General features: G+C 69.6%; 11 protein-coding genes. 3 read left to right on the plus strand and 8 right to left on the minus strand.

What is annotated here, in order from left to right:
- Positions 1–137: 137 nt before the first annotated feature.
- From AB0L75_RS00450 to AB0L75_RS00485, 8 genes are all read right to left on the minus strand, one after another.
- Entirely contained in the window at positions 138–467 is a 330-nt protein-coding gene (locus AB0L75_RS00450; protein ID WP_365173357.1) for a hypothetical protein, read from the minus strand.
- Between the two features lie 117 nt (positions 468–584).
- Positions 585–2,762 (minus strand): discoidin domain-containing protein, encoded by a 2,178-nt coding sequence (locus AB0L75_RS00455; RefSeq protein WP_365173359.1) that lies wholly within the window; start codon positions 2,760–2,762, stop codon positions 585–587.
- Positions 2,763–2,818: 56 nt separating this feature from the next.
- Complete coding sequence (locus tag AB0L75_RS00460) at positions 2,819–4,426, minus strand: glycoside hydrolase family 13 protein (RefSeq protein WP_365173361.1); 1,608 nt, start codon at positions 4,424–4,426, stop codon at positions 2,819–2,821.
- Between the two features lie 32 nt (positions 4,427–4,458).
- On the minus strand, positions 4,459–5,334 hold the full coding sequence (locus AB0L75_RS00465; RefSeq protein ID WP_365173363.1) for a carbohydrate ABC transporter permease: 876 nt from the start codon (positions 5,332–5,334) through the stop codon (positions 4,459–4,461).
- A complete protein-coding gene (locus tag AB0L75_RS00470) occupies positions 5,331–6,287 on the minus strand; it encodes a sugar ABC transporter permease (RefSeq protein ID WP_365173365.1) in 957 nt (318 codons plus the stop codon). Before AB0L75_RS00470 ends, AB0L75_RS00465 begins: the two co-directional genes overlap by 4 nt.
- Positions 6,287–7,645, minus strand: coding sequence for an extracellular solute-binding protein (locus AB0L75_RS00475; RefSeq protein ID WP_365173367.1), 1,359 nt, complete (start codon positions 7,643–7,645; stop codon positions 6,287–6,289). Before AB0L75_RS00475 ends, AB0L75_RS00470 begins: the two co-directional genes overlap by 1 nt.
- 129 nt (positions 7,646–7,774) lie before the next feature.
- Positions 7,775–8,773, minus strand: a complete 999-nt coding sequence (locus tag AB0L75_RS00480; RefSeq protein WP_365173369.1) for a LacI family DNA-binding transcriptional regulator — start codon at positions 8,771–8,773, stop codon at positions 7,775–7,777.
- Positions 8,774–8,950: 177 nt separating this feature from the next.
- The gene (locus tag AB0L75_RS00485) at positions 8,951–9,631 is read right to left on the minus strand and encodes a hypothetical protein (protein ID WP_365173371.1); all 681 of its coding nucleotides are present in this window, start codon (positions 9,629–9,631) and stop codon (positions 8,951–8,953) included.
- 247 nt (positions 9,632–9,878) lie between these two features.
- Between AB0L75_RS00485 and AB0L75_RS00490 the strand changes: the two genes are divergently transcribed.
- From AB0L75_RS00490 to AB0L75_RS00500, 3 genes are all read left to right on the plus strand, one after another.
- The gene (locus AB0L75_RS00490) at positions 9,879–10,535 is read left to right on the plus strand and encodes a helix-turn-helix transcriptional regulator (RefSeq protein ID WP_365173374.1); all 657 of its coding nucleotides are present in this window, start codon (positions 9,879–9,881) and stop codon (positions 10,533–10,535) included.
- 32 nt (positions 10,536–10,567) lie between these two features.
- On the plus strand, positions 10,568–11,107 hold the full coding sequence (locus AB0L75_RS00495; RefSeq protein WP_365174802.1) for a toxin-antitoxin system, toxin component: 540 nt from the start codon (positions 10,568–10,570) through the stop codon (positions 11,105–11,107).
- 186 nt (positions 11,108–11,293) lie between these two features.
- Positions 11,294–11,521: a hypothetical protein gene (locus tag AB0L75_RS00500; RefSeq protein ID WP_365173376.1), complete on the plus strand. Its 228-nt coding sequence runs from the start codon at positions 11,294–11,296 to the stop codon at positions 11,519–11,521.
- Positions 11,522–11,530: the final 9 nt, after the last annotated feature.

Here is an 11,530-nt window from a genome sequence, read left to right on the forward strand (position 1 = left end):
GTCCTCTCGTCCTGACGTACGTGATGCCGTTCAAATGACGGAATCTGCGCGGAGCGAGTGTTCCAAGAACACCAAACGTCAGGGAAGGGTCTGATGGCGCCAGTGTGAAACTCGGCGGTCCGTGCGGTGCGGCCCGCTCAGCGCGCGGCGGCCCGCTTCTCTTCCTCCTCGGCCCGGCTGACCTCTTCGGCCGTTGCGATGAGGTGGGCGGGTTGCCGACGAGGACCCGGGCGAGGGCGTAGACCTGGCACACCACGAGCGTGGACGCCTGCTTTCCTTTGCCTTTTCGCCACCACCGGCTTGTTGCTCAGCCGGTTCAGCTCCTCCATCATCGCCCGCTCGTGCGGCCCGATGGGCACGTTGGGAGGCCGGGTGAGAGCGCGTACGTCGGTGAAGCCCTTTCCCGGATCCCGCTCGGCGATCCTCATCCACTGGGCCAGGCGCGAGGCGTAGTCGATGCGCGACATATAGATGGCACAAACATGGCACAATCACCAGAACCTTCACAGTAACTTCCCATTGCGGCGAATGATGGGAAATATGTGCGAATCATTTCGGCCGAGGGCCGAGGACCGGCCGGGGTGTCAGGGCGTCAGATAGGCCTCCACCTCACTGAACTGCCCCGCCGGCCAGCCCGTGTTGGCGCTGACGGTGAGCCGGAGGTAGCGCAGGTCGGTGGTGCTCGGCAGGGAGACCGTGGCCGTGTTGCCGGTGGCCGGGTCGAAGCGGTAGCCCTGGGGGCCGACGACGGTGGAGTAGGCCGAGCCGTCGGTGCTGCCGAGCACGGTGATGGTCTGGGTGCGCGCACCCCAGGCCGAGGAGGGCGGCAGCTTCAGCACCAGGCGTCGTACGGCATGGGACGAGCCGAGGTCGACCGTCCAGGACTGCGGGAAGGCGTTGTTGGTGGATTCCCAGTAGGAGCCCGCGTCACCGTCGACGGCCCTGCCGGGTGTGTAGACGTCCTGGGAACCGGTTGCCGAGACCGGCCGGCCCTTGGCGAGGTTGCGGTTCGGGTCGGGGTCGGGGTTGCCCTGGCCGGGCTGGGGCCAGGTGGAGCAGTCCGACCAGGTGCTGTTCCAGCCGGAGTTGCCGCCGCCGTCGGTGAGCGTGAAGGAACCGGAGTTCGCCGGGTAGGGACAGTTGTAGACGCCCGCGGCGCCGACCTGGGTGGCGGTGACGTTCTTGAAGGTGGCCGCGCCCTGCGCCTCGGCCTGGACGACGACCGTACCGGTGTTGCGCACGGTCGCGCCGGTGACGTCGACGCCCCTCACCGGGTATCCCTGCCCACCGCCGGAAACGAACTCGAAAGCGCTGTACGGGCTGTCGGTGATCGTGGTGTCGGTGATGTTCACGGCCGCGTTGATCGCGCTGTCGTAGGAGTCGACCCGCAGCGCGCCCATCGGATGGTTCCAGTTGGGGTTCATCGCGCCGGTGCGTACAAGGGTGTTGCCGTCGACCGTGATGGTGCCGGACAGCGGGGAGAAGGGGTCGAGGAACTTCTGATTGGAGATCGCGATACCGCTGCCGAGGGCGTTGGTGTCGGAGATCAGGTTGTTCTTCACGGAGATGTCGGTGCCGCCGTAGATCGCGATGCCGTTTGCGAGGTTGGGCTGCGAGATCGTGTTGTTCTCGAAGCGGGAGCCGGTGTCAGGGGAGTAGAGCGACCACATGGCGAGGGCGTCGTCGCCCTGGTTGCGCAGGAAGTTGTTGCGCACGACGACGCCCTTGGCGCTGCCGTTGAGGTTGATGCCGTCGGCGGTGGTGTCCAGGAAGCGGTTGTTCTCCACGACCAGGTTGTCGTTGTCGCCCATCAGCCACATGCCGACCTTGAGGTGCTGGATCCACATGCCGGAGACGGAGGAGCCGGGGCCGAGAGAGCCGTTGACGAAGTTGTCGGGGCTGGAGTCGACTCGTTCGGTGACCTCGCCGATGACCGCGAAGTCCTTGATGCGGACGCTTCCGGAGGAGCTGGACTGGTCGATGAACCGGGAGGTGTGCACGACCGAGTACCAGCTGCCGGCCCCCTGGAGGGTGACGTTCTGCACACCGCTCAGGGAGGACGTGATGCGGTAGTCGCCGGGCGGGATCCACACCGTTGAGCCCTGGGCCGCGGCGATGGCGTCCCGGAAGGCCTGGGTGGAGTCACCGGTGCCGGTGGGGTCGGCGCCCTCGGAGACGACGGACACCGAGCCGGCGGGCTGTGTGGCGGCGGCCGCGACCTGCTCGAAGTCGGCGACGTCGACCGTGACCTGGGTGCCGGTCGCCTCGAAGGCGACCTTGTCGCCCGCTTGGACGTACTGGCCGAGCATCAGACGCGCATCGTCGAAGAAATGGTGCTGCTTGGCGCCGGGGATCCAGCCGGTGTCGATGTACGAGTACTTGGAGGTGACGGTCAGGGCCCTCGCGAGCTTGACCCCGTTGACGTAGACGTCGAGCGTGCCGGACTGGCCGTCGGGGACGCTGTAGGAGACGTTCACGGCGTCGGCGGCCTGCGGCGCCGTGAACTCGACACGCTGTCCGGAGGTGAGGCGCACGGCCTGCCGCCCGGAGGCCTCGGAGGCGAGCGTGCCCTGGGTGTAGTCAGGGCCGATCCTGGTGCCGGTGGCGGTCGCCGACTCCGCCTCCACCGAGGTGAAGGGGAGGCTGGCACCGGCGGCCGCATGGGCGGCGGGCGCGACGGCGACGAGCATGCCGGTGGCGAGAGCCACAGCGGCAGCCATGGCTGGCATGCTCCTGACATATCTGGGCAAGGTGCTCTGCATGTGCTGATCCCTTCGGGGTGGGGGTGCAGGGATGGATGGCGCGGCGTGTCGGCGACTCAGCTCCGCAGCCAGGCCGCCGTGTCCTGCGGCAGCCGGCCCTTGTCGTCCAACGGGCCGCTGATGAGCAGGAGTCGGGAGTGCCCGGGAAGCTCGGCGGGGGTGGGCGCCAGGTTGACCATGCAGGTCATGCCCTTGCCACGGGTGAAGGCGAGGACGCCTTCGGGGGCGGGCAGCCAGGTCAGTGGGCCGCCGCCGAAGTGGGGGCGGGCGGCGATGGCTCGGCGGTAGAGGGTGAGCATGGAGCCCAGATCATTGCGTTGACGGTCGACTGCATACGATGCCCAGTCGACCGGCTGCGGCAGCCACGGCTCCTGCTGTGACCCGAATCCCGCGTACGGCATACCGTCGGCCCATGGCAGCGGCACCCGGCAGCCGTCCCGGCCGGGGTCGGCTCCCTGCGAGCGGAAGTACATCGGATCCTGGATCCGGCCGGCCGGGATCTCGGCCTCCGGCAGCCCCAGTTCCTCTCCCTGGTAGACGTAGACCGCGCCCGGCAGCGCCAGGGACAGCAGGGCGGCGGCCCGGGCCCGCCGGGTGCCGAGCGCCAGGTCCGTCGGCATGCCGAAGGCCTTGGCGGCGAAGTCGAAACCGGTCTCCCCGCGGCCGTAGCGGGTGACGGTGCGGGTCACGTCGTGGTTGCAGAGCACCCAGGTGGCCGGGGCGCCGACGGGGGCGTGCTCGGCGAGGGTGGTGTCGATGGCCGAGCGCAGCCGGCCGGCGTCCCAGGGGCAGGACAGGAAGGAGAAGTTGAAGGCGGTGTGGAGTTCGCCGGGGCGCAGATAGCGGGCGAAGCGTTCGGCGTCGGGGAGCCAGACCTCGCCGACGAAGACGGCGTCGTAGTTGTCGGCGACGGCGCGCCAGGAACGGTAGATGTCGTGGAGTTCGTCGCGGTCGACGAACGGGTGCGGCTCGGGGTGCGAGGCGAGGTCGGGCAGGTCCGGGTCCTTGGCGAGCAGGGCCGCGGAGTCGATACGGACGCCGGCGACGCCCCGCTCGAACCAGAAACGCAGGATGTCCTCGTGTTCCTGGCGCACTGCCGGGTGGGCCCAGTTGAGGTCCGGCTGCTCGGGCGTGAACAGGTGCAGGTACCAGTCGCCGTCGGCGAGGCGTGTCCACACCGGTGCGGTGGAACCGATGAACTGCGACGGCCAGTCGTTCGGCGGGAGTTCACCGTGCGGGCCGCGGCCCGGCCGGAAGTGGAACAGTTCGCGCTCCGGGCTGCCGGGTCCGGCGGCGAGCGCGGCGCGGAACCAGGGGTGCTGGTCCGAGACGTGGTTGGGCACGATGTCGACAATGGTCCGGATGCCCAGCTCCCGCGCCTCCGCGATGAGTTTCTCCGCCTCGGCGAGGGTGCCGAAGGCCGGGTCGACGGCGCGGTAGTCGGCGACGTCGTAACCGCCGTCCTTCATCGGCGACTGGTACCAAGGGTTGAACCACAGGGCGTCCACGCCGAGTTCGGCGAGATACGGCAGCCGTGCGCGAACGCCCGCGAGGTCGCCGGTGCCGTCGCCGTCGCCGTCCGCGAAGCTGCGGACGTAGACCTGGTAGATGACGGCGGAGCGCCACCAGTCGCGGTCCTTCGGGGCATGGGTGGGCTGTCCCACGGTGCTTCCCTTCTGTAGGCGGTGCGCCGGCGTCAGCCCTTGGTGCTGCCCGCGCTGATCCCCGCGATGATGTGCCGCTGGAAGACGAGGAACAGCGCCACCATCGGAAGACTGGCGATCACCATCGCGGCGATGAGCACGGTGAGCTGGATGTTCTGCGACAGCTGGACCAGGGCCACGCTGATCGGCTGCTTGTCGGTGTCGGAGAAGACCAGCAGCGGCCACAGGAAGTCCTGCCAGACGGCGACCAGCGCGAAGATCGACACCACGCCGAGGACGGGACGGGACAGGGGCAGCACGACCGACCACAGGGTGCGCAGGCTGCCGGCTCCGTCGATCTCGGCGGCCTCCAGCACATCGCGCGGCAACTGGTCGAAGAACCGTTTGAGCAGATAGAGGCTGAAGGCGTTGGCGACGGCCGGCAGCCAGATGCCGAGGGGGTCGTTGAGCAGGCTGGTGTGGATCAGCGGCAGATCGGCGGCCGTCAGGTACTTCGGTACGACGAGGGCCTGCGCCGGGACCATCAGGGTGGCCAGGATGCCGCCGAGGATCACCTTGCCGAAGGCCGGCCGCAGCCTGGACAGGGCGTAGGCGGCGGCCGTGCAGAACACCAGCTGGAACGCCCAGGCGCCGGCCGCCTGCACCACGGTGTTCCACAGGTGCCGCGGCAGCTGCATCAGGTCCCAGGCGTCGGTGTAGCCGCCGAGGCGCCAGTGGTGCGGGATGAGTGACGGCGGGGTCCGGGCCACCTCGTCCGGGGACTTCATCGCGCCGGTCACCATCCAGTAGACCGGGAAGAGGAAGGCGAGCGCGAAGAGGACCACGACGGCTGTGAAAACGGTCCAGTACACCGCCTTGCCGCGCGGGCGGGCGAGAGTGGCCGGGGAGATCAGGGTGCGGGTGCTCATGCGGTGACCCCCTCCGTGCGGGTGAGCCGCAGATAGACGGCGGAGAACGCGCCGAGCAGGACCAGGAGCATCACGCTGAGGGCGCAGGCGCCGCCGTAGTCGTTGTAGAGGAAGGCGTACTTGTAGATGAGGTAGAGAACGGTCACCGTGGCGTTCTCCGGGCCGCCGCCGGTGATGACGAACGGCTCGGTGAACACCTGCATGGTGGCGATGATCTGGAGGAGCATCAGCATCAGAATCACGAACCGGGTCTGCGGGACCGTGACGTGCCGGATGCGCTGGAGCAGGTTCGCACCGTCCAGTTCGGCGGCCTCGTACAGCTCGCCCGGGATGGACTGCAGGGCTGCGAGGTAGATCAGGACGGTGCCGCCCATGTTGGCCCAGGTGGCCACGATCACCAGCGAGATCAGCGCGGTGTCGGTGCCGTTGGACCAGTTCGACGTGGGCAGGTGCAGGAAACGCAGCGCCTCGTTGGCGAGGCCGGCTCCGGGGTCGTAGAACCACTTCCACAGCAGGGCGCTGACCACCGGCGGGATCATCACCGGCAGGTAGACGACCACACGGAAGAACGCCTTGGCGTGCCGCAGTTCGTTGAGGACGAGGGCGAGCAGGAAGGGGATCGCGAAGCCGACCAGCAGCGCCAGCAGGGTGAAGGTGAGGGTGTTGCGCCAGGCCGCGCTGAACTCGGGGTCGTGCAGGACGCGGGTGAAGTTGGCGGTGCCTACCCACTGGGGTTCGGAGCCGGGCGTGTACTTCTGGAAGGCGATGACGACCGCGCGGATCGCCGGATACCAGGAGAACAGGGTGAAGCAGATCAGGCCGCCGAGGAGGAAGGCGTAGGCGCGGGCCTGGTCGATCAGGCGGCGCCGCCTGCGGTCCCCTGCCGGAGACGGCGCCGGGACCGGGGGAACGGCTGCCTTCGTCACGGGCTGCCGCTCGGCCGTCTTGGTCATCACGGCCGGCTCCGGGCCAGAATGCTGTCGATCTTGCCGGACGCGTCCTTGAGGAGCTGGTCCGTGTCGGCGTCCTTCTCGGTGAGGACGGCGGAGACGACGCCGTCGAGGACGGAGTAGATCTGCTGGGCGTCCGGCGGCTCGATCTTCATCGTCAGCTGCTGGTTGCCGTCGAGGAAGGGGTGATAGTTCTGCACCGGGACATTGGCGTTGGCCTTCTTGACCTGCTGGTCCCTGGCGTCGGCGGCACCGGTGAACAGGCGCGGCTCGGGCAGGCCGACGGGGGCGTCGTTCTTCCTGGCGCGGGCGTAGTCTCCGAGGAAACCGGTTCCCGGGGTGAGGAACATGTGGTCCAGCCACTTCAGGCCGGCCCGGATCTGGGCGGGCGTGTCGTGCTTGTCGAACATGTAGCCGTCGCCGCCGATGAGCGTGGCCTTGCCGCCGGGCATGGGGCCGATGGCGATGTCGGCGTAGTGCGCGCCCTTCTCCTTGACCAGGATCGGGATGTTGTCGGGGGCGGCGAGATACATGCCGAGCCTGCCCGAACCCATCATCTGCTGCGCGTCGTTGATGACGAGGAGCTGCTTGCTGCCCATGGAGTCGTCGGTCCACCGCATGTCGTGCAGGTTCTGCAGGACGGCATGGGCCTCGGGGGTGTCGATGGTGGCCTTCTTGCCGTCCGCGCTGACGACACCGCCGCCGTGCGCGTACAGCTCGGCGGTGAAGTGCCAGCCGCCCTGGTTCTGGGCGCTGTAGTCGGCGTAGCCGACGATGCCGCCGCCGAGCGCGGCGATCCTCTTGGCGTCGGCGCGGACCTCGTCCCAGGTGGTGGGGGGCTTGTCGGGGTCGAGGCCGGCCCTCTGGAAGAGCTTGCGGTGGTAGATCAGCCCCATGCTGTATCCGGTACGCGGTATGCCGTAGACCTTTCCGTCCACGGTGTAGATGTCCCGCAGCTGCTTCTGAAGGGTGTCGTAGGACTTCAGCTCCTTCAGGTACGGCGTGAGATCGGCCGCCTGGTTGATGTCCACGACGTGCCTGGCATCGGTGAAGTACGTGTAGAAGACGTCTTCCATCTGACCGCCGGCGAGCTTGGCGTCGAAGGTCTTCGGGTCCTGGCAGGGGAAGGCGTCGTGCGCGACGACGTCGATGTCCGGGTTCTGCTTCTCGAAGGAGGCGATGTCCTCCTCGAAGAACGTGCGGTCGACCTTGGCACTCTTGGGCGGCTCGCAGTTGACGGTGATGCGCGTCCTGCCGCCGGCGGCGTCCCCGTCGCCCGAGCCGCAGGCGGTGGAAGCGAGGGCGAGTGAGGAGCAGACGCCGATCGCGACGCAGGTACGGCGGAACCCGGTGCTTGTCATCGGTGGACCCCCTGGTGGCACTCATGGCAGGAGCGGTGGGCGCCGCACACTCAAGCACCGCCGACATCGGCCCGCAAGATGTCGCGCAGAATTTGAAATTATTCGACTATTGCTTGGACCTTCTCGATCTCAATGGCGTGGCGCTTGCGCCGTGGATCCGCGCACCACCAGCTCGGGCTCGAACAACAGCTCCTCCGCGGGTACGGCGGTGCCGCCGATCCGCGCGTTCAGCAACTCGACGGCCGCGCGGCCCATGGCCTCGATGGGCTGGCGCACGGTGGTCAGCGGGGGCTCGGTGCAGTTCATGAACGCCGAGTCGTCGTAGCCGACGACCGAGATCCGGCCCGGGACGTCGTACCCCTTGCGTCGCGCGGCCCTGATCGCACCGAGCGCCAGGGGGTCGCTGGCGCAGATGATCCCGGTGACACCCCGGTCGATCAGCCGGGACGCGGCCGCGTGACCGCCCTCGATGGAGAAGATCGCCCGGGCGACGAACTCCTCCGGCAGGCCATCGGCGATCGCCCGCGCCGCGGCCAGTTTGCGCGCGGAGGGCACATGGTCGCCGGGGCCGAGGACCAGCCCGATGCGCTCGTGGCCGAGAGAGGCGAGGTGCCGCCACGCCTGCTCGACGGCGACGGCGTCGTCGCAGGACACAGCGGGGAAACCGAGGTCTTCGATGGCCGCGTTGACCAGCACCACGGGAATGTTGCGCTCGGCGAGCAGCCGGTAGTGGTCGTGCGGGGCGTCCGCCTGCGCGTACAGGCCGCCGGCGAAGACCACACCGGAGACCTGCTGTTGCAGCAGCAGTTCGACGTAGTCCGCCTCCGAGACGCCGCCCTTGGTCTGCGTGCACAGCACCGGGGTGAGCCCGAGCTGGGCGAGTGCACCGCCGATGACCTCTGCGAACGCCGGGAAGATGGGGTTCTGCAGCTCGGGCAGGACCAGGCCGACGAGCCGGGCGCGTTCGCCGCGCAGCTGGGTGGGGCGCTCGTAGCCGAGGACGTCGAGCGCGGTCAGCACCGTCTGCCGGGTGGCTTCGGAGACCCCGGGCTTGCCGTTGAGCACCCGGCTGACCGTGGCCTCGCTGACCCCGACCTTCTTCGCCACTTCCGCAAGTCGTCGCGTCATGAACGCAAGCGTAGCGCAAGTCATGCAAACGGCTTGCGTAAGGGCTGCGTGCGCGAGTCCACGTCTTCGGGTGTGCGGAAGCGGAGTGGGCGGCGGGACGCGTGGAAGCCGAACGGATGGCTGGGGATGCTCTTTCGACCCGGCGCCGCCGACGACCTGAACGCCGGCGGTGCCGGGTCAGTCCTCGGGCGCCCGGACCACCGTGAGATGCCCCGCGCTCCCCCGTGTCCCGCGCGGGCGGCGCGGGCGCCGTACGGGCACGGCGGGCCGGCGGTTCTCGCGCAGGACCATCGTCAGGCGCCGATAACCCAGCTCCCGCAGGATCTCGGGCGTCTCCTCGACGATGCGGCACTCGGTGGGGCCACGGCGCGGATCGGGGTGGAGCAGCAGCCGGACGGCGCCGTCGAGCCGCGTCGCGCTCTCGCCGACGGCCCGGATCCAGTGCGGCAGGCCCTCTCGGTAGGCCGCCTCCATGAGCGGGTCCTGGGCGATGTCACGGCGGATCGCCTGGAGTTCGTGGTCGTGACCGTACGCCTCCAGGGCGGACCTGAGGTGGGCCAGCATCGGCAGGCACCAGCCCTGCTCGTGCTCGCCGAGGACGTCGCCCGCGTCCGGGTGGAACAGGACGAACCGCAGGAAGTTGTCCCCGGGCATGGCCGAGGCCTGCGGGCGCATCCCTCGGAAAAGTGTCTCGAAGGCGCCGTTGGCCATGACCACGTCCCAGCGGTGGTCGACGACCAGGGACGGGCAGCCGAGGGCATCCAGCAGGACGGCGTAGTCCTGGAGGTACGCCTGTGTTTCGCAGGTCTCGGGGACGGGCCGCGGTGCCGGCCGCTGCCCTCCTGCCTGATGTGCCATCGGGAGGTCACCCCTCTTGCCTCTGCGGCCTTGACGCGGCCCTGCGATCCTGCGGCTCCCGACAAGTCCGTGTCAACTATCGTGGCATTTTGCGGCCGTTGACGGCTGAAATTCGCCACAGTTGTGGCGACACCTGGATGTGAGTTCGAGGCACCCGCTACTCTCCGGGAAGTTCACGCGATCGCTCGTGAGAAGCTGACATGCACGGACACATCTGAAGCCCTTGAGAGACGTAGGAGTTCTGTCGGTGACGGATGGCTACGAGGATCCGGGCGCCACGGCGACCGCCCAGCTGCCGGCCGTCGTCGCCCGCGTCACCGCGCTCGCCGACCGGCTCGGTGTGCGGCACGCCGAGGTCTTCGACGTCGGGCGGCTCTCCGTGGCCTGTGGTGTTCCGGAGGCGGTGGTCAAGGCCCTGCTCACCGGACGGCCGGCGGGCGAGCCCGACGTCCAGGCGCGCTTTCTGCAGCGCCTGGGCCTGCTGCGCCGCACCCGGCTGAAACCCAACGGCCGCAAGTACACCCAGCAGGAGATCGCGGACGGCGCGGGCATGTCCCGGCAGCAGGCCGGCGCGCTCATCAACGGCGACCGGCGGCCCACCATGGAGCACTGCGACGCGCTGCAGCGCTTCTTCCGGGTGCACGCCGGTTTCCTGACCGCGGAGGACCCCGAGGCGCTGGCGGGCGCGCTGCAGCGCACCGAGCAGGAGCTGCTGCAGAAGCTCGCCGACCGGGAGCGGGCCGCCGCGAGGACCGACCAGGATCCGCTGGAGCGGCTGCTGCAGGACCACGGGGTGCGCGGAATAGCCTGGCGGGCCGCGCAGTTGCCCACCGACCAGCACCGGGACAAGGTCGCGGAATGGCTCGACATGCTCCTGGAGAGCGTCAAGCGGCCCGAGTCGTGAGCCGGGGGAGGACTGTGGGCATCGGCAGGGACATGCGCCGGCTGTGCAACGAGCTGGTGGGCGGGCTGGCGCTGCCCGCGCCGGCGCCACCGCGGGAGCTGTATCGCGCGCTGTGCGACGCGATGGGCCGCCGCCGCGGCCGACCGGTGCACTTCCGTGCGGCCGCCTTCCCGCCGGGTACGGCGAGCGGGCTGTGGCTGGATCTGAGCGACCGCGACCTCGTCGTCGTGGAGGAACGCACCGCGCCCGACCACCAGTTGGTGATCCTCGGCCATGAGCTGTGGCACATGCAGGCCGACCACCGCGGACACGATGTCGACGGCATCGGGGTCGCCACGCGGCTGCTGCAGGACGACACCGACCAGGACGCGCTCGTGGCCACGGTGCAGCGGGTCGCGGCGCGGACCCGGTTCGACCTCGTCGAGGAGCGCGCGGCCGAGACCTTCGGTCTGCTGCTGGCCAGCAAGTGCCGTACCTGGCTGGCCGGTTCGGTCCTGCGCGGACCGGTGCAGCGTGACGACGTGGCCGGCCGGATCGAGGCGTCCCTGGGGTATCCGGGCGCACAGGGCTGAGCCGGGGGCGTGCACGCCCCTGATCCGCGCCCCGGCCACCCCGATGGCCCTCGGGCAGCGGGTTTGGCCTCCGCTGAGCGGGCGATCCGGGGCGGACCCGAGGGGCGTTGTCAGTGGTGGGCGGCAAGCTGGAGTGGTGCGCCGCAGCGCGCGTGACCGTGACGCCTACTCGGGGAGAGCCGACCGATGCCCACCGCCGTACTGACCGACCGTGAGCGCACCGCCGTACAGGCCTATCTGCGGCTGCTGCACACCGTGCGCGCCGCCTTCGACGGGCCACCGGACGGCGGTCGGCCGGCCGTGGTGCCGCCCGCCGTGCTGGCCGAGGCGGAGCAGGCCCTGGCGCGGGCGGGTCTGTCGGGCAACGAGGCGGAGTTCTTCCGTCTGCTCCGCGACTGGTACCCGCCCGTCTGACCGGCGGGG

This window comes from Streptomyces sp. NPDC052101 (assembly GCF_040680235.1).
In the GTDB taxonomy this organism is placed as follows: domain Bacteria; phylum Actinomycetota; class Actinomycetes; order Streptomycetales; family Streptomycetaceae; genus Streptomyces.

Coding starts and splice junctions, on each gene's coding strand:
- AB0L75_RS00450 (WP_365173357.1), bottom strand. CDS start 467: ATGTCGCGCATCGACTACGCCTCGCGCCTGGCCCAGTGGATGAGGATC.
- AB0L75_RS00455 (WP_365173359.1), bottom strand. CDS start 2,762: ATGCAGAGCACCTTGCCCAGATATGTCAGGAGCATGCCAGCCATGGCT.
- AB0L75_RS00465 (WP_365173363.1), bottom strand. CDS start 5,334: ATGAGCACCCGCACCCTGATCTCCCCGGCCACTCTCGCCCGCCCGCGC.
- AB0L75_RS00470 (WP_365173365.1), bottom strand. CDS start 6,287: ATGACCAAGACGGCCGAGCGGCAGCCCGTGACGAAGGCAGCCGTTCCC.
- AB0L75_RS00475 (WP_365173367.1), bottom strand. CDS start 7,645: ATGACAAGCACCGGGTTCCGCCGTACCTGCGTCGCGATCGGCGTCTGC.
- AB0L75_RS00480 (WP_365173369.1), bottom strand. CDS start 8,773: ATGACGCGACGACTTGCGGAAGTGGCGAAGAAGGTCGGGGTCAGCGAG.
- AB0L75_RS00485 (WP_365173371.1), bottom strand. CDS start 9,631: ATGGCACATCAGGCAGGAGGGCAGCGGCCGGCACCGCGGCCCGTCCCC.
- AB0L75_RS00495 (WP_365174802.1), top strand. CDS start 10,568: ATGCGCCGGCTGTGCAACGAGCTGGTGGGCGGGCTGGCGCTGCCCGCG.
- AB0L75_RS00500 (WP_365173376.1), top strand. CDS start 11,294: ATGCCCACCGCCGTACTGACCGACCGTGAGCGCACCGCCGTACAGGCC.